At 40.8% G+C, this 17,336-nt stretch carries 17 protein-coding genes; 7 read left to right on the forward strand and 10 right to left on the reverse strand.

The genetic code is table 11. From position 1 onward, the window contains the following. Positions 1 to 15: 15 nt before the first annotated feature. Positions 16 to 396, reverse strand: coding sequence for a hypothetical protein (locus tag FTU13_RS12310; RefSeq protein WP_180128481.1), 381 nt, complete (start codon positions 394 to 396; stop codon positions 16 to 18). 257 nt (positions 397 to 653) lie between these two features. Between FTU13_RS12310 and FTU13_RS12315 the strand changes: the two genes are divergently transcribed. Then, positions 654 to 1,619, forward strand: coding sequence for a hypothetical protein (locus FTU13_RS12315; protein WP_180128480.1), 966 nt, complete (start codon positions 654 to 656; stop codon positions 1,617 to 1,619). Positions 1,620 to 1,686: 67 nt separating this feature from the next. Here FTU13_RS12315 and rplT read toward each other — a convergent pair whose 3' ends face one another. Further along, on the reverse strand, positions 1,687 to 2,046 hold the full coding sequence (rplT, locus tag FTU13_RS12320) for a 50S ribosomal protein L20 (RefSeq protein ID WP_004647525.1): 360 nt from the start codon (positions 2,044 to 2,046) through the stop codon (positions 1,687 to 1,689). An 11-nt stretch (positions 2,047 to 2,057) separates the two neighbouring features. Continuing rightward, the gene (rpmI, locus tag FTU13_RS12325) at positions 2,058 to 2,252 is read right to left on the reverse strand and encodes a 50S ribosomal protein L35 (RefSeq protein ID WP_065994397.1); all 195 of its coding nucleotides are present in this window, start codon (positions 2,250 to 2,252) and stop codon (positions 2,058 to 2,060) included. A 223-nt stretch (positions 2,253 to 2,475) separates the two neighbouring features. On the opposite strand from rpmI, the gene FTU13_RS12330 reads away from it, so the two are divergent. Next, a complete protein-coding gene (locus FTU13_RS12330) occupies positions 2,476 to 3,729 on the forward strand; it encodes an MFS transporter (RefSeq protein WP_180161119.1) in 1,254 nt (417 codons plus the stop codon). Positions 3,730 to 3,833: 104 nt separating this feature from the next. After that, positions 3,834 to 4,568 (forward strand): energy transducer TonB, encoded by a 735-nt coding sequence (locus FTU13_RS12335; protein WP_180161114.1) that lies wholly within the window; start codon positions 3,834 to 3,836, stop codon positions 4,566 to 4,568. Positions 4,569 to 4,623: 55 nt separating this feature from the next. Here FTU13_RS12335 and FTU13_RS12340 read toward each other — a convergent pair whose 3' ends face one another. Further along, positions 4,624 to 5,052, reverse strand: a complete 429-nt coding sequence (locus FTU13_RS12340) for a YqaA family protein (RefSeq protein ID WP_180161115.1) — start codon at positions 5,050 to 5,052, stop codon at positions 4,624 to 4,626. A gap of 12 nt (positions 5,053 to 5,064) precedes the next feature. Beyond that, positions 5,065 to 5,349: a hypothetical protein gene (locus tag FTU13_RS12345; protein WP_180161116.1), complete on the reverse strand. Its 285-nt coding sequence runs from the start codon at positions 5,347 to 5,349 to the stop codon at positions 5,065 to 5,067. A 211-nt stretch (positions 5,350 to 5,560) separates the two neighbouring features. On the opposite strand from FTU13_RS12345, the gene FTU13_RS12350 reads away from it, so the two are divergent. Next, entirely contained in the window at positions 5,561 to 5,944 is a 384-nt protein-coding gene (locus FTU13_RS12350) for an energy transducer TonB (protein WP_180128478.1), read from the forward strand. 29 nt (positions 5,945 to 5,973) lie between these two features. Here the strand turns inward: FTU13_RS12350 and FTU13_RS12355 are convergent, their stop codons facing one another. Further along, entirely contained in the window at positions 5,974 to 6,591 is a 618-nt protein-coding gene (locus FTU13_RS12355; RefSeq protein ID WP_168378472.1) for a glutathione S-transferase N-terminal domain-containing protein, read from the reverse strand. Positions 6,592 to 6,906: 315 nt separating this feature from the next. On the opposite strand from FTU13_RS12355, the gene FTU13_RS12360 reads away from it, so the two are divergent. Further along, positions 6,907 to 7,368: an Hsp20 family protein gene (locus FTU13_RS12360; RefSeq protein WP_078192642.1), complete on the forward strand. Its 462-nt coding sequence runs from the start codon at positions 6,907 to 6,909 to the stop codon at positions 7,366 to 7,368. Between the two features lie 702 nt (positions 7,369 to 8,070). Here the strand turns inward: FTU13_RS12360 and infC are convergent. After that, entirely contained in the window at positions 8,071 to 8,619 is a 549-nt protein-coding gene (gene infC / locus FTU13_RS12365; protein WP_180026032.1) for a translation initiation factor IF-3, read from the reverse strand. A gap of 5 nt (positions 8,620 to 8,624) precedes the next feature. Further along, on the reverse strand, positions 8,625 to 10,547 hold the full coding sequence (gene thrS / locus FTU13_RS12370) for a threonine--tRNA ligase (RefSeq protein ID WP_078189589.1): 1,923 nt from the start codon (positions 10,545 to 10,547) through the stop codon (positions 8,625 to 8,627). A 319-nt stretch (positions 10,548 to 10,866) separates the two neighbouring features. Between thrS and FTU13_RS12375 the strand changes: the two genes are divergently transcribed. Further along, complete coding sequence (locus tag FTU13_RS12375) at positions 10,867 to 12,486, forward strand: glutamate synthase-related protein (protein WP_180128477.1); 1,620 nt, start codon at positions 10,867 to 10,869, stop codon at positions 12,484 to 12,486. Between the two features lie 63 nt (positions 12,487 to 12,549). Here the strand turns inward: FTU13_RS12375 and FTU13_RS12380 are convergent, their stop codons facing one another. Together FTU13_RS12380 and FTU13_RS12385 are read right to left on the reverse strand one after the other, a co-directional pair. After that, positions 12,550 to 13,701 (reverse strand): alanine racemase, encoded by a 1,152-nt coding sequence (locus FTU13_RS12380; protein WP_180128476.1) that lies wholly within the window; start codon positions 13,699 to 13,701, stop codon positions 12,550 to 12,552. 57 nt (positions 13,702 to 13,758) lie between these two features. Continuing rightward, positions 13,759 to 15,039, reverse strand: coding sequence for a D-arabinono-1,4-lactone oxidase (locus FTU13_RS12385; protein WP_180128495.1), 1,281 nt, complete (start codon positions 15,037 to 15,039; stop codon positions 13,759 to 13,761). A gap of 532 nt (positions 15,040 to 15,571) precedes the next feature. On the opposite strand from FTU13_RS12385, the gene FTU13_RS12390 reads away from it, so the two are divergent. Beyond that, positions 15,572 to 17,212: an acyl-CoA synthetase gene (locus FTU13_RS12390; RefSeq protein ID WP_180128475.1), complete on the forward strand. Its 1,641-nt coding sequence runs from the start codon at positions 15,572 to 15,574 to the stop codon at positions 17,210 to 17,212. The last annotated feature ends 124 nt before the right edge of the window (positions 17,213 to 17,336 follow it).

A 17,336-nucleotide genomic window follows, 5' to 3' on the forward strand; every position in this document is an offset into this window, starting at 1 on the left:
TCTGTAGGTTAACTTTTATTCTTCATGATAATCCAAAAGATCCGCATCGATATTGATAAAGTCAGGCTTTGGGGTTTGTTCAAATTGAACGGCTAATATATGCGACTGACTGGTTATGCATGCTTTTGCGACTCGATGCATACCATCCATCACTCGACCACTGGCACATAAAATAATGGGATAACTTAAGTCCGCAGCATTTACCAATTCCAGATGCTCAATAATTTGCTGTGTGGTCGGAGCAGATTTTGGAAACCAATAAGCTTCGTTCAACTCTTGAATGTCACTTACAGGAATTTGCTGAACCTTGAAATTTTGACTGAGTTTTACTAAGTGATGCACATCCCAAATATACGTATCGTCGCCTACTTGGCGGAAGTGATACTGTTTGCGCATCAAGCAGTTACCTTTTAAGTCAAATTAAAGCTAAGATAGCTTACAATTGAAAAATAAAAAAATGCTTCATTATGATAGATCATTACGAGCAATTTATTCTTGGTTTGCAATATAACGCTCAACGCTTTTTTAACCAGAAAATTTACTATGACGAGATTTTGCACCCATGGTGCGGCCAAGCTTGCGACATTTTCTTGATTCGCGATTTTAAAACCAATGCATTACTACATGACTCAGTTGATCATTTGATCATGTATATGGCTGAAAAGCGGATTAGAACATGCTCACTTTATCCATTTGATCTTCTTTTTGAGCATGCAAAACTTAATCAACATCCTCATTTTGACTTTGTAAAAACCAACTACCCTCTTGCTGTTTTCCACAACAATTTAAATCAAGCCTTTGCACTGGTTCAAATCCAATCTGAAACGAAAATTTTAGATATCAGCCCTATTGGTGATCCTCGGGAGTTTTGGGGTGCAAGTTCCACACAATTTCATGACGCATTCGGACTGTTTACATTAATTGAGCTCAATCAACTACAGCGGAACGAATGCTTTTGCTTTGATAAAAAATCGAGTTGGAGCAGTTTAGTAAATAGCATTCAACTGGATTTATTTGAACATCCGTTTTCTACCCACATTCAGCCTCAATTTAAACTAATCCATAATTTGTATTATTATGGCCTTCTGGATGACTCACTCCCTCTTTTGGAGAATCCTCAAGCTTCACCTCAAGTTGGATTAAGTCTGCTTGAAATGCTCAATTCAATCGAAGCTGCTATCCAAAATTTAAAACACGTAAAAAACGAAAGCTCACCGATCCATTTATTTACAACCGAAGAATATGCACAACTATTGGATTATGAGTACAAACTGTCAGAACACCATGTAGATGTCACGTGCTATACAGCCAATCATTTCAACCGCGAAAATTTAGTCAATGATGAAGAGAAAGCTTTACTCAAACAACTACAGAAAAAATACCCCAAAGTTAATTATTTCAAATCAACATCTGATCAAGCTCTTTCCGCCACCAACACTTCAACAGATAAAGAGCCTGAAAAACCATGGGTTGTATTTTTTTCTTTAGTTTTAATTTTTGCCATGCTATTCGCTTTACTTTATGGCTTTTATTTACTTTTTAAACAATTTGAGTTTATAAAATTTGCCGCAATCACAATTGGCATCATTGTGTTTTTAGCCATATGGTCGAAAAAATAAGATGTCTAATCAAATTCGTCCATAAAAAAAGACCGCTAAAAGCGGTCTTTTTTTAAGTCATAAAGACTTATGCAGCTAATGCATCTTTAGCTTTAGAAGCTAAAGCAGCAAACGCAACTGCGTCATGCATAGCGATGTCAGCAAGTACGCGACGGTCGATAATCACTTGAGCTTTTTTCAAGCCAGCAATCATACGGCTGTACGACAAACCATTTTGACGAGCACCAGCATTGATACGCGCAATCCATAGAGCACGGAATTGACGTTTCTTTTGACGACGGTCACGGTAAGCATATTGACCTGCTTTGATTACTGCTTGGAACGCTACGCGATATACGCGTGAACGAGCGCCGTAGTAACCTTTAGCACGAGCAAGAATTTTTTTATGACGGCGATGAGCCTGTACACCACGTTTAACACGAGCCATTTATAATCTCCTTAGATGTATGGGCACATACGGCGAACTGAAGCAACGTCACTTACGTGAACCATTACACAGCCGCGTAATTGACGGATACGCTTAGCAGATTTTTTGGTCAAAATGTGTCGTTTGAACGCTTGGTGACGTTTAAAACCGTTTGCAGTTGGCTTGAAGCGTTTAGCTGCACCACGGCGAGTTTTCATCTTAGGCATAAGAACCTCTTTTGAACACCTGTTCGGCACGTCTGCACCATTGCAAAGACGCCCTGCAGGTAAGGGAGCGAGTATTCTAAAGCATCTTTGCTCAAAACAAAAGCGAATCTTTCTACCGAATATCGAACTTAATTAATTTTCTGATATAGATTTTCCGATGATTTTATAAGCGATACCCAATAAGGCTTATATAATGTCGGCACGCCAACTATTAATGTCCATTATGAAACCTGCACAGGATGCTTTTGCAGCCCTACGTTATCGGGATTTCTCGATTGTTACGCTTAATCAATTTTGTCTGACCTTAGCCATTTTGATTCAAGAAATTATTGTTGCTTACTCACTGTATCAAATCACTAAAGACCCGCTAACACTGGGCTTAATTGGTTTAGCCGAAGCAATTCCTTTTATTGCTCTCTCTTTGTGGGGAGGATACTTTGCAGATCGTTTCAATAAACAGACCATTATGAAAATTTGTCTGTTTTTTTCTGTACCGATGCCACTGATTCTTTGGGGGTTATTTCACCAATATGGTCTCGGCCAAATTGATGTCACCCAACTGTCTTGGGGTATTTATGCGGTCATTTTTGGGCTTGGAACGATCCGTGGTTTCTATAATCCCTCGGCAACGTCGCTTAAACCTTTTTTAATCCCGCGGGAGCTCTATGCCAATGGTGCAACATGGACAACGATTGGTTGGCAAAGTGGGGTAATTATTGGGCCAATGCTCGGCGGTTTCATGTTGGCATTTTTAGGCCGTGAAACAAGTTTGCTCAGTGTTGCAGCACTACTAATGCTCTGCTTCGTCCTTATTAATCTGCTCAGTAAACGCAGTTTCCCTAAAATTGAATCTGACAATTTAAAAGATAGTTTAAGTGAAGGTTTTCGTTTTATCTGGAAAACCAAAATTGTCCTTTGGGCGATTTCACTCGATTTGGTTTCTGTGCTTTTTGGTGGCGTGATTGCCCTCTTACCGATTTTTGCTGAAGATATTTTAAAAGTGGGGCCTGAAGGTTTAGGCTACTTACGGGCAGCTCCGTCTATTGGCGCACTCATCACCATGATTGCACTAACCAAATTCCCTCCAACCCATCATGCATGGCGTAATATGTTATTGGCTGTAGCAGGTTTTGGTGTATTTACCATTTTATTCGCATTTTCCAGCCATCTTTGGTTATCACTCTTTGCACTAGCAATGACCGGCGCATGTGACAGCATCTCTGTAGTAGTTCGCCAAACCATTTTACAGCTCTACCCGCCCGAAAATATGCGTGGCCGTGTAGCCGCGGTCAATGGCATGTTTGTCTCCAGTAGTAATGAACTTGGAGCTTTTGAATCGGGACTTGCAGCAAAATATATGGGCACGATCATGGCGACACTTTTTGGTGGCTGTATGACCATGGCTGTAGTTGCGATCAGTTGGGCAAAAACACGTGATTTGTTTGGGATCGACATTACCCATCAGTCAAAAAAATAATGGCATATTTTCCATTTAAACCTTGCCAGTATTTCCAATACAGGAAATACTGCGCAGCAATATCGACGCATTCATCACTCACTTTGTGATCTTAGAATAGACTTATGAAACAATATCTGTGCTTAACCCTTTTGGCCTGCGCTCCATTTTCTACAGCGTTTAGTGCTTCAACCAAAACCCATCAACTTCCGGCACAGAATATTGAAGTTGCTCCTGCACATTTAACCACGCGTTTAAATTGGTCGGTTTTTCCAAAACCGGTATATGCCAATGAAGACCTCAAGCAACGTGACCGCGCGGCCATTATTCGTGTTACAGCAAATGCAAAAGGCACAATTACCGATGCAAGTGTTGAAGAAAGTACAGGTGTCGATCAACTCGACCGAATCTTAATTTCTGCTGTCAAAAAAGCTAAAGTCAAACCACATTTAGAAAATGGTGAAGCCAAAGCCATTATTGGCTATCAAGCGTTTAATTTGAGAGTTAAAGGCAATACGCCTGAATGTGATTTCAACTTTGATTCAAAAGTTTGGAAGGCACAAAGTGCAGATAAGAAAACGCCATTCCAATATGTATCTCAACCAAAATTAGATCTCACTAGTCATGAGTTGAAACAGCATGATCGTAAAGTCACATTTAACTTTAAAGTGGATAAACACGGACAAGTAAAAAAGGTCAAGATCAAGCAAGGCTCTGGCATTTATGTACTCGATCAGAAAGTCGTTGAAGCACTAAGAAATAGTCAGATCTCGGTTAAACGTACTGCGAGCACCCTTTGGATCTATAAAAAGTCGAACTTTAAAGATGAAATTCAATTTAAAGTAAATGGCTGTAAATAAGTAATAGATTCAACATTTCAAGCAGGGATTGAATGTTTCAATGCCCTGTTTTATCTCAGAAGAAACCTAAAAATATAAGATAAATACAGAGATAACGCCCGGTTTTCGCTACGGTCACCATGAACACAAATCGCCAGAAATTTTCTTTCATTAAACCCGCGATTAAAGTAATTGGGTCTCCAATCATCGGCAGCCAACTCAGTAGCAAAGACCAATAGCCATATTTGTGATAAATGCCCTGTGCCTGCTGCATTTTCAGCTCTGACACGGGAAACCATGTTTTATTTTTATAATGTTCTACTTTTAAACCGAGCCACCAATTCATACAAGAACCGAGAATATTACCAATACTGGCCACCACAATCAGCAGCCATGGATTATGTTGACCATAGCTCAACAAGCCGAGCAATACGGCTTCGGACTGTAAAGGAAGTAAGGTCGCAGCCCCAAATGCCGCGAAGAATAAAACTAAAAACGACCACATCGAAACGAATGCTTAGAGACCTAATTTTTTCTTCGACCTCAAATATTCAAAATTTGACCAAAGCACTGCTGCAACAATTACAACGATTCTCGACCATTTATATTGTGAAGAAATCGGTTCAATCGCAGCTCGCATCAAGTTTTGATCTTTGGTATGTAAATCTGCAAGAATATTTTGAACATGCACAATTTCAGCGACAAATAGCACTAAGCAGCCTGCAATACCAAAAATAATACTCCAATAGATTTTTGGGTTATTTTCAACAATACGGGTAAAATTTAAGAAAAAGTCTTTCATCGCAAAATCGTCCAACTAAGCCGTCAACAACGCGTTCTTTTCGGCAGCGCCGCATTCTAACACAGCGTTAGAATTTTCTTCCGTCCTATCTAAAATCTTAAGGTGAGTCTTTCCGCACTTTACTTTTATACATGAGACTTCTAATCTGCCACGCAAATATTGAATAATTTTAACTCACTTTATGAAAAAAATTCTTTGCTTAAGTTTTATCGTGTTATTACAAATTTTGACCGCTTTATATGCACAAAGTCCTTCTGAAGTTGCCAAAGAACACCTGATTACACAAGATCAAATGATTTGGCAAAAGCGACCTATCTTTAACTTCAACAATGACGATCTGGGCAATCAAAATCGTGACCTTAGTTTTAAATTGTATGTTTTAGCCACCGGCGAAGTTCAAAAAGCTGAATTAATCAAAAGCTCTGGACTTACACACATTGATAAGCGGGTTGAGCAGTCACTTTTACGTGCCAAGTTCAAACCTTATATCGAAAATGGTGTAGCCTCCCCCTTTGTTGCCTTACAACCCTTCTCACTCAAGACCCTGAAAGAAAACCAAAGACCTTGGTGGAAAAAGCTTCTATTCATTCCATAAAAAAAAGAGCATGTTTCCATGCTCTTTTTTTAAACGTGTATTGCTAAGGCTTTTTGTACCGCTGGACGGGCCGTCAGTCGATCGATATAGTCTTTCACGTATGGATAATCTTCCAGCTGAATTTGCTGCCATTCATGACGCAGTGCCCAAGGCAGAATAGCCATATCTGCAATCGAATACTCTCCAGCCACAAATTTTTGACCAATCAACTGATGGTTCAAAACTTTATATAAGCGTTTAGATTCATTTACATAACGTTCAGTTGCATACGGAATACGTTCAGGTGCAAAACGACTAAAATGATGATTTTGTCCTAACATGGGCCCAAAACCACCCATTTGCCACATCAACCATTGTTCAACTTCAACGCGCTCAAACTCATCTTCTGGATAAAACAAACCTGTTTTACGTCCAAGATATTGCAGAATCGCACCAGACTCAAAAACTGAAATTGACTCTCCTCGTGGGCCATTCTGATCCACGATTGCAGGGATTTTATTGTTCGGAGAAATTCTCAAAAAGTCTGGCTGAAATTGATCATTTTCCAAGATATTAATCGGAAAAATTTGGTATTCCAAACCCATTTCTTCTAAAGCGATGGTAATTTTATGTCCATTGGGTGTACCCCAATAGTAGAGATCAATCATCTATATTCCTTTTTAATTTTCAGTAAGGCAATCTCATTTTGCTTTATGTATAACATGTTTAATCCAGTGAAAGCTTGTCAGTTTTTCTGAAAAGTAACGTTAAAATGTGAATTATCACTTTGCTTTTAAAATCATTTAAGGTACAAAAATTCAAAAAATATAATTTTTTTATAAAAATCCCTTGAAAAAAATCAGCACAGACCGATATTGATACATGTACAAGGATCAAACGATCTTGTTAGTGAACAGTGGATGCCAAGCATCACTGAACATTTCTTATTGTTACAACTTTGCTTATTAAAGAGAGTTCTAATTATGAGTAGTTTAAATCTTAACCCACTTTTCCGTCGTAGCATTGGTTTTGATCGTTTCAACGATTTATTTGATTATGCCATGCAAAGCGACACTCCAAATTACCCGCCATACAATATTGAAAAAACGGCTGAAAATAGCTATCGCATTGTGGTGGCAACCGCAGGTTTTACAGAAGATGAACTTTCGCTAAACTTAGAAAATCAAGTGCTAAGCATTTCAGGTAAACCAACTGAAGCGCAAGATACAACTGTGGAATTTCTGCATAAAGGCATTGCTCGTCGTACATTTAAACTGTCTTTACGCTTAGATGAACATATAGAAGTGCAACAAGCCCTATATGAAAATGGTTTATTGACAGTGGACTTACAGCGTATTATTCCTGAAGAAAAACTACCACGCCAAATTCCAATTGGCAAAAAGGCATTGATAGAAAGTCCTGTCCAAGAAAATATCGCTGAGTAAACCCTCATAAAAAAAAGACCCTTCGGGGTCTTTTTTATATTAAGAAAATTAGTTAGATTCAAAACATGACAAACAAGAATAAAAAATCATGCCATCTCAAGAATATAGTGTCTCGATTCCAATTTATATGTTTCGTTTTTTATCTATTCTCAACTTAATCTTACCCATAGGTGTTTTTAATGAATCCTTGGTGGGTCTGGCTTACAAGCTGTTCATCTACTCTTTTTAAATTTTGGCGTATCTTGCAAAAAATAATCCTACGTTCTATTTCTATGCACTATGCTTTTTTCTCATTGCTTTTGTGACATGGAATATACGACTCAATATTAGCAAGACAAAGATCTATTACAGCGTGCTGAACATCCCCATATCATGGCAGATTTTACGTAAAGAGATTTCACATAGTCAATTCAATCAAAAGTATGATCCACCTTATACCTACATCAAGCGCAAGTTAAAGCATTTCGATACACTAGATTCGGAACAACGATTTAATAACCGTTACTGCACAATTGAATTTGTCTTTATTCAAAAGAGCCTATTTAGTACCCTAAGGCATAAATTTGCGCTGATTAATTTCGCACTATTTTCTAATCACCACTCAGCAGACATTCTTGCTGCCCTTTAGCAACATTGGAATTTAAAACCCGACATCTAGACAAAAAAAAAGCACTGCAAATGCAGTGCTTTTTTAATGGATACTTACTTTTTCTTTTTAGGACCAAGCAGCATACCCATTTGACGGCCTTCCATTTTTGGTGTTTGTTCAACAACACCGTATTCAACTACGTCAGCTTCAATTTTTTGTAATTGAGCCAAACCAAGTTGTTGGTGTGCCATTTCACGACCACGGAAACGAAGCGTGATTTTTACCTTATTGCCTTCTTCAAGGAACTTGATAATGGCACGTAGTTTAACGTTGTAGTCACCAACATCAGTACCAGGGCGTAGCTTGATTTCTTTCACCTGTACTTGATGTTGTTTTTTCTTCGCTTCTTTTTGCTTTTGTTTTAGATCAAACAAATGCTTATTAAAATCCATGATTTTGCAGACTGGTGGCTCAGCATTAGCAACAATCTCAACAAGGTCAAGATCTACTGCTTCTGCAGCACGCAAAGCGTCAGCAAGAGATACAATCCCTTTTTGCTCGCCATTTTCGTCTACTAGACGGACTTCTTTTGCACGAATTTCATCATTCAAGGCAGGACGGTTTGATTTTCCGCCCTGTTGATTACGGTCAGGCTGTTTAATCGCTTTTACTCCACAATGTACCGGCCGCGTTCGGCTACGGCTGCTTTTACTAGGTCAACGAATGCATCAATTGACATAGTACCCAAATTTTTTCCAGAGCGAGTACGGACGTTTACAGTACCTTCCTCAACTTCACGGTCCCCAAGAACCAATAAGTAAGGAATACGCTCTAAAGTACGTTCACGAATCTTAAAGCCGATTTTCTCATTTCTCAAGTCTGAAATCGCGCGGATACCGCTTTCTTTAAGTTTAGCGACGACTGACTCACATGCTTCAGCTTGTGAATCGGTAATGTTCATCACACATGCTTGAATTGGAGACAACCAAGGTGGCATGAAACCAGCATAGTGTTCAATAAGTATACCAATAAAACGCTCGAAACTGCCAAGTATTGCACGGTGCAACATTACAGGCTGATCACGGTCGTTATCTTCAGTCACATAAGACGCATCTAAACGTTCTGGTAAGTTAAAGTCACATTGAATTGTACCGCACTGCCATACACGACCTAAGCAGTCTTTCAATGAGAATTCAATTTTCGGACCGTAGAATGCACCTTCACCCGGTTGAAGTTCCCACTCTAGGCCTGCAGCATCTAAAGCATCTGCTAAAGATTTTTCTGCCATGTCCCAAAGTTTGTCATCACCCACACGTTTTTCTGGACGTGTCGACAACTTCATTTGTACTTCTTCAAAGCCGAAGTCTTTATAAACATCTAATGTCAGTTTAATAAAGTCTGCAACTTCAGTACCGATTTGTTCTTTCGTACAGAAGATATGCGCATCATCTTGTGTAAAGCCACGTACACGCATAATGCCGTGTAATGAACCCGATGGTTCGTTACGGTGACATGAACCAAACTCAGCCAAACGAATTGGAAGATCACGGTAAGATTTCAAACCTTGGTTGAAGACTTGCACGTGACATGGGCAGTTCATTGGTTTTACTGCATAGTTACGGTTCTCTGAGTGAGTCGTAAACATGTTTTCAGCATAGTTAGCTGCGTGCCCTGATTTTTCCCAAAGCGTGAAATCAACCACTTGCGGTGTACGAATTTCTTGGTAACCATTAGCTTGTTGAACTTTACGCATGTATTGTTCAAGCACTTGGTAAATCGTCCAGCCGTTTGGATGCCAGAACACCATACCCGGCGCTTCTTCTTGCATATGGAACAAGTCTAACGCTTTACCAATTTTACGGTGATCGCGTTTTTCAGCTTCTTCAATACGTTTGATATACGCAGCTAACTGTTTTTTGTCAGCCCAAGCTGTACCGTAAATACGTTGCAGCTGTTCGTTTTTCGCATCACCGCGCCAGTAAGCACCAGAGATTTTAGTCAACTTGAACGATTTTAAGAATTTAGTATTTGGAACGTGCGGACCACGGCACATGTCCAAGTAGTCTTGATGGTAGTACAAGCCCATTTCAGTTTCTTCAGGCATGTCTTCGATCAGACGCAATTTGTATTCTTCGCCGCGTGCAGTGAACTCTTTGATCACTTCGTCACGTGGAGTCATTTTTTTGATGACATCATAGTCTTGGTCGATGAGCTTTTTCATGCGCTCTTCGATTGCTGCCATGTCATCTAAAGTAAATGGACGTGGCATCCAGATGTCATAGTAGAAACCTTCTTCAATGACAGGACCAATGACCATCTTTGCTTCTGGGAACAATTGCTTAACTGCATGACCCACCAAGTGCGCACAAGAGTGACGAATGATGTGAATACCATCTTCATCTTTAGGCGTGATAATTTGTAGGCTAGCATCTTCTGTAATTAAATCAGACGCATCAACTAAACGATCGTTTACACGACCCGCAACTGTATTTTTTGCTAGACCAGGACCGATGCTTTGAGCAACTTCCATCACAGATACGGCATGATCAAATTCTTTTTGATCGCCATTTGGCAAAGTGATAATTGGCATATAAAAATCCTTAAGGAGTGATGCCCCGTACAATGGAGCATGTCACCGCGAGATTATGATCGAGGGAGACCCTCAAAAGATAAAAACGGTGGATAAATAAAATTCGACCTAAATTTTACACGCCCTGCCAACTTTAATAAACCTCTAATCCCATGGAAGTTGATTTTTCTGCTGCCTTTTACAAGACTCCTGATAATTCAAGCAGATTTCAGCCGAAATACGCTTTATGCTGTCAACATAATAATCACGTTCTAATTCATAAAATTATTCCGAATTTCGAACACCTATACCCACTGAAATCTTTATGTAGGCAGGTATCATGCAAGCACATTCACTTATATCTTGGTCTAGTTTAAAACCGCTCCAACCCGCTTATGCTCTTGCAGCCAATGTCGATCTTGTGGTCTTACGGCTCGAAGATGATGATGTAGAACAAGTCGTGGTCATGTATGGTCGCTGTCAGCATCGCGGCGCCCTCATGGCTGATGCCCATATTCAAGGGGATAAAATCGTCTGTGGGCTGCATGGCTCGCACTATATTTATAAAACTGGTATCAACCCACGTTATCTGAATAAAAATTTGCAAAAGTTTAAAGCATGGGTGGAAGGCGATCAGGTGTACGTCGATCTTGAAGAAATTCAAGCGTGGGAGAAAAGAAATCCTCAACAATATAAGCGTGATCAATACCAAGGCCTATATGCTGACTCCGCGCCCGCACCAGAAGAACCACATAATAAATTGATCTTGGAACTCGCACGAAATGGCTTAAGTAAATTTGGACATCATGGTCCGACAGCGGCGATGGGCGTGCCTTTCAATCAACTCCCGAAATGGGAGGACATTCAACTGATCACCGCACAACTGTGGAAAATTCCATTATTAGATGATGCACCCGTAGCAACCGAAGTAGTGATTGGCCCAAATGCTAAAAAACCCTTAAAACTCAAAATCCCCCTGTTTGTGTCAGATATGAGTTTTGGTGCGTTATCTCAAGAAGCCAAAGTTGCCCTTGCAACAGGTGCTGAACTTGCAGGTACAGGCATTTGTTCAGGTGAAGGTGGAATGCTTGCTGAGGAACAAGCGGCCAATTCACGTTATTTTTATGAACTTGCATCGGGTCGTTTTGGCTATGACATCGAAAAAGTTAAAAAGTGTCAGGCCTTTCATTTTAAAGGCGGTCAAGCTGCAAAAACAGGTACGGGAGGACATCTGCCAGGCCATAAAGTGGTTGGCAAGATTGCAGAAGTGCGCAAATTACCAGAAGGCACCGCAGCCATTTCTCCTGCAACTTTCCCCGACTGGACTCATCTTTCACAATATCGTGAATTTGCAGAATATGTCCGAGCAGAAACCGGCGGCATCCCGATCGGCTATAAACTCTCCGCACAGCATATTGAACGTGATATTGACGCAGCACTAAGCATCGGTGTGGACTATATTATTTTAGATGGTCGTGGCGGTGGAACAGGTGCAGCCCCAACCTTATTCCGTGACAATATCTCTGTACCGACCATTCCTGCACTTGCACGAGCACGTCGTCATTTAGACCGTTTAGGACGGTCAGATATTAGTTTAGTGATCACAGGTGGACTTCGTGTACCCGCTGACTTTATTAAGGCACTCGCTTTAGGTGCAGATGCCATCGCGATTTCAAACTCTGCCATGCAAGCCATTGGCTGTTTAGCTATGCGTGCCTGTCAGACCAATGATTGTTCTGTCGGCATTGCCACACAACAAGATCATTTACGTCGTCGTTTAGAAATAGACAAATCGGCACAACAACTGGCGAATTTTCTAAATGCATCCGTTGAACTGATGCAAGTCATGGCTCGTGCCTGCGGACATCATCATCTGAATCAATTCTGCAAAGATGACCTGACCACATGGAAAAAAGAAATGTCGAACCTCACGGGTATTCACTACAGTGGATTTGAGTAAGCTTCAAATCATGAGCTTTTTTCAAAACAATTGAACCTAAAAAGAGTCCATACGGGCTCTTTTTTATTCTCTGAAGGTTTCAAAGGCCATGAATTGATCGGCTTGGTACAACCAAAGCTGTACAAATTGAGGGATGATCATTTCACTCTGGGTAGGGCGTAAAAAAATATAATCATCTACGTCTATGCTGCTTGTCTGTGGAATTTGCACAAGCTCCTGATTACTACTGCGACCATATAACGCATGGGGCTGACTGCCTTGAGGATAAACATAGTCCCCTCGCCAATAGCCTCCATAAATAAATACAGCCTGATATTTTGCCCAACGACTGAGCCATTCTAACTGTGGTAATTCAGTCCGCGGCAACACTTTTAACACAGGTGTGGCGATCCACAAGGCACTTTGGAAAGCTTGTAAATTTTTCAGTTCAAAATCTGCAGGTTTTAATAACATCGAGCCAAACGAGACTTCGTTACAGACACTCTGCTGACAATGAAAACTAAAACTAGGACTACCACCACCATTCCAACAGGTGTGTTCATCACATAAGGTTGGGTAGCGCTGTTGTACATAAGCTTTGAATTGTTGATAACTTTGCTGGGACTGTTGATAAGTCTGTTCAGCAGATTGGATCAGCCGTGGAATCTTCGCCACATGTGCGTCATAGCCCATTAATCCTGAAAATTTTAAATGTTGGGGATGTTGAACGATTACATCCAAAACAGCCTTTAGCTCATGGATCGTTTTCAGACCTCCACGGTGTAGCCCCACATCGATTTCGATATTGATGCGTAGACACAGTTGATGCTGCTCAGCAAATTTGAGGTATTGGGCTAAACGCTGTTCACTATCAATCAGCCATTGCACTTGCGATTGCGTTGCCTGCAAAAACGCCTTGTCTGCATGGTTCAAAGCCTGAATCGGCATCGGTTTTCCAAACAACACATCGGCTTGCGGTATCGATTCGAAAAGTGTTTTTAGATGTGCAAAATGAAATAGCATGAAACGCTGTGTCTTGAGCTGTGTAGCACAGTGTTGAAGCAGAGCCATGCACGCCAAGGATTTCACCACCAAGCGCGGATGCAGACGCTCTGGCATTTGCTGCTGAGTGATCACCAAGTTGTGATTTAATGCTGCAACATCCACGATTAACTGGGGCATCCCCGTACCATTTTGTTTTAACAGCGAATTCAACTTTTGAAAATATGCATCCATGCCATCCCCTTGTTCATATCGTTCAATTGGTCTTCAACGTTTAACGTTCCACGATGCTTATTCAATCAGTATTTGCTGTAGCTCTGGACTGAGCCACTTTTGCTTCGGATCTAATTCTTGTCGAATATTTAAAAAATCCTGCCACTTGGGGTACACATTTTGAAGCTGCCGCGCATTTAGGCTATGCAATTTCCCCCAATGCGGACGCCCGCCATATTTTAAAAAAATCGGCTCCACGAGCTTAAAGATGACTTGATAATCTTGCTTATAGAACTGATGCACCGAAATTGAGGCCGAATCTTGCTGATAAAACGGACTGAGCCAAATATCATCCCCACGTACAAGTCGATATTCTAGCGGGAAAAACATAGGAACCTTATGTCGTCGAAGGGTATGCAAAATTTCTTCTAAACAATTCATCCCGTGTTGCAGCGGAATCTGGTATTCCATCTCATTAAATTTGGTATTTCGAGCAGAAGGAAAAATTCGACTTGACCAATCTACGTTCATCGAAGGTTTGACAAAAACACCCAATAAGTTTTGTAGCCATGGATTCAGTGGTGGAAAAATTCGCGTCAATTCTGCACAAAATTTGAGTAATACGTCATCATCTAACCACTGTTCTTTCCGCGGTTGAAGGTCATCTTCCGTCTCATCTAAGGTTTTTAAAATAACCTGATCGGCATGACTAAATACCCAGAACTCAATATGTCGATGTGCATATTGCCATTGCTGCATATTCTGCATGACATCTTTCTGCGGACATAATCGCGTTTGTTCTTTGAGTTTATACATCGGCCGATTTTGCAGCTGTACATGCGTCAGCACGCCTAAACTCCCGAGTGAAACACGCCCTGCTTGGAAAATTTCGCTGTTCTGTTCAGCACTGCATTGTAGTAATTCACCCTGCGCGGTTAATAATTCAAACCTCGTAACCAATGCCGATAAACACGGTAATTCGAGTCCGGTACCATGCGTCCCTGTTGCAATAGCTCCAGCCAAACTTTGACGATCAATATCTCCTTGATTAATCAGTGCCTGATCAAAAGACGCGAGCTTCTCACCCAAATCAAATAATCGTGTGCCAGCTTGGACGGTACTTTGGCAGCGTTCAGCATCGATATCTAGAATGCCTTTGAGATGATCTAAACGTACTAAGGTATCTGTGGTTTTTGCCAAAGGGCTAAATGAGTGCCCTGCACCGACCATACGAATCTTAGGATGGGATTGCACCACATCCATTAATTGCTCAAGATTTTGCGGTTGTATAAATGACTTCGGGATCGACTTCTGAGCACCTGACCAATTTTCCCATGCAATGTCGTGTTGAATTGTCATATTCATCCTTGTCGCCATACTTTTTATTGTATTTAGCCGTATTGTTTTATTTTTGATTCCGCTTTTGCAATATTAATGCACAAGCCATCTTGATTTTTACTTAGATTATACGAAGTTCTGTATCTTCTCAAATTTAAGTTTATTGTTATAAAACAGCAAATAAGCAACGATCAATTAAAAAAATATCATTCGTTTATACTCCCACAAAGACTATTCAAGGCGCTCTACATTATTCGTTAAGCATCATTCAAACCTGATCAATAAAAAGGATCACGCACGAAAACATCGGTAAAATCAGCATAAAAAACCAACAACTATTGTATATTTTTCAGCTAAATTATTTATGCTAAAAAATCAATTTTGAGAACCATAGGGTTCATTTTTGTCACTTTACTGTTTTTATTTTATTCAATTTCAATCACTTAAAAATTTAGTATAAATACTCGACTAAAGCATAAATGCAGAGAAGCTACGGACTGAATTATTGTTAAGTCAGATTTAAAACAAATAGACATGGACTTGGAGTACCACGATGGTTAGCGCATACGATGAATTGCCACGGACCCCGGCAAATTTTGTGGCACTTTCGCCTCTACGTTATTTAGAGCGTGCAGCTTATATTTATCCTGATCAGGATGCCATTATCCATGGCAAACGTCATATTTCATGGCGCCAAACGTATAACCGCTGTCGTCAATTTGCACATCAGTTGCAACAATTAGGCATTGGCAAAAATGACACCGTGTCTGTGTTATTACCGAACGTTCCGGCTATGGTTGAAGCACACTTTGCCGTACCGATGGCAGGTGCTGTACTAAATACGCTAAATACACGCCTTGATGCGAAAACCATTGCCTTCATGCTGGAACATGCAGAAACCAAAGTCCTGTTGGTTGACCCTGAATTTGCTCAAGTTGCCACCGAAGCTTTGGCTTTGATCGATCAAGACATTTATGTCATTGATGTTGCAGATGCTGAATTTGAATGCACAGCACAACCGATTGGACAAATTGAATTTGAAGACTGGTTGGCGCAAGGCGATGCCAACTTTGAATGGCACTTACCTCAAGATGAATGGGATGCGATTAGTTTAAGCTATACCTCGGGTACCACAGGGAATCCAAAAGGCGTGGTGTATCATCACCGCGGCGCATATATCAATGCAGCGAGTAACATCATTGCTTGCGGCATGACGCCACGTGCAACGTATCTGTGGACGCTTCCTCTATTCCACTGTAATGGCTGGTGCTTTGCTTGGACAATGGCAGCCAATGGTGGAACCAATATTTGTCTACGTAAAATCGACCCTGAACTGATTTTCAAACTGATCGCAGAACACAAAGTAGATTATTTCTGCGGTGCGCCAATCGTACTTTCAATGATGATCAATACGCCTGAAGAGAAAAAAGCACAATTTGACCATCGCGTTGAAGTGATGGTTGCTGGTGCAGCGCCACCTGCAGCGATTATTGAAGGGATGCGTAATATTGGCATCAATGTCACACATGTTTATGGTTTGACTGAAACCTATGGTCCATCAGCACTTTGCGCATCGCAAGCAGGCTGGTCTGATCTTTCCATTCAAGAACAAGCACAGTTGCATTCTCGCCAAGGTGTGCCATACCCGCTTCAAGATGGCATGAAAGTCATTGATCCTGAAACCATGTTACCTGTTCCACATGATGGCCAGACCATGGGTGAAATCATGTTCCGTGGCAACATCGTAATGAAAGGTTATTTGAAAAACCCAGAAGCAACGGCTGAAGCCTTTGCCGGTGGCTGGTTCCATACCGGCGACTTAGCAGTCTGCCAACCTGACGGTTATGCCAAAATTACTGACCGCTCTAAAGATGTGATCATTTCAGGGGGTGAAAACATTTCATCGCTCGAAGTAGAAGAAATTCTATATCAACACCCTGCTGTACTGACCGCTGCAGTGGTTGCAAAACCTGACCCTCGTTGGCAAGAAGTGCCTTGTGCCTTTATTGAATTAAAAGCAGGTAAAGAAGCAACGCCTGAAGAACTAATCGAATTCTGTAAGCAGCACCTTGCACGTTTCAAAGTACCTAAAGATGTAGTGATTACCGAAATTCCAAAAACCTCGACAGGTAAACTTCAGAAGTTCGTTCTCCGTGAATGGGCTAAAGAGCGCGCTGTTGGTGAATTTGGTTAATGTTAAAACTCAAAAGCCAAGCATGATTTTTTCAATCATTTAAGCAAAAAAAGCGACCTAATCAGGTCGCTTTTTTGATGTGAAGTCTATAACTTCACGTTTTGCTTCAATGATCAGATCATGT

The organism is Acinetobacter sp. YH12064 (genome assembly GCF_013419735.1).
Lineage (GTDB): Bacteria > Pseudomonadota > Gammaproteobacteria > Pseudomonadales > Moraxellaceae > Acinetobacter > Acinetobacter amyesii.

Coding starts and splice junctions, on each gene's coding strand:
- rplT (WP_004647525.1), bottom strand. CDS start 2,046: ATGGCTCGTGTTAAACGTGGTGTACAGGCTCATCGCCGTCATAAAAAA.
- FTU13_RS12355 (WP_168378472.1), bottom strand. CDS start 6,591: ATGATTGATCTCTACTATTGGGGTACACCCAATGGACATAAAATTACC.
- FTU13_RS12375 (WP_180128477.1), top strand. CDS start 10,867: ATGCAAGCACATTCACTTATATCTTGGTCTAGTTTAAAACCGCTCCAA.
- FTU13_RS12335 (WP_180161114.1), top strand. CDS start 3,834: ATGAAACAATATCTGTGCTTAACCCTTTTGGCCTGCGCTCCATTTTCT.
- FTU13_RS12330 (WP_180161119.1), top strand. CDS start 2,476: ATGAAACCTGCACAGGATGCTTTTGCAGCCCTACGTTATCGGGATTTC.
- rpmI (WP_065994397.1), bottom strand. CDS start 2,252: ATGCCTAAGATGAAAACTCGCCGTGGTGCAGCTAAACGCTTCAAGCCA.
- thrS (WP_078189589.1), bottom strand. CDS start 10,547: ATGCCAATTATCACTTTGCCAAATGGCGATCAAAAAGAATTTGATCAT.
- FTU13_RS12390 (WP_180128475.1), top strand. CDS start 15,572: ATGGTTAGCGCATACGATGAATTGCCACGGACCCCGGCAAATTTTGTG.
- FTU13_RS12345 (WP_180161116.1), bottom strand. CDS start 5,349: ATGAAAGACTTTTTCTTAAATTTTACCCGTATTGTTGAAAATAACCCA.
- FTU13_RS12380 (WP_180128476.1), bottom strand. CDS start 13,701: ATGGATGCATATTTTCAAAAGTTGAATTCGCTGTTAAAACAAAATGGT.
- FTU13_RS12340 (WP_180161115.1), bottom strand. CDS start 5,052: ATGTGGTCGTTTTTAGTTTTATTCTTCGCGGCATTTGGGGCTGCGACC.
- FTU13_RS12315 (WP_180128480.1), top strand. CDS start 654: ATGGCTGAAAAGCGGATTAGAACATGCTCACTTTATCCATTTGATCTT.
- FTU13_RS12310 (WP_180128481.1), bottom strand. CDS start 396: ATGCGCAAACAGTATCACTTCCGCCAAGTAGGCGACGATACGTATATT.
- FTU13_RS12360 (WP_078192642.1), top strand. CDS start 6,907: ATGAGTAGTTTAAATCTTAACCCACTTTTCCGTCGTAGCATTGGTTTT.
- FTU13_RS12385 (WP_180128495.1), bottom strand. CDS start 15,039: ATGACAATTCAACACGACATTGCATGGGAAAATTGGTCAGGTGCTCAG.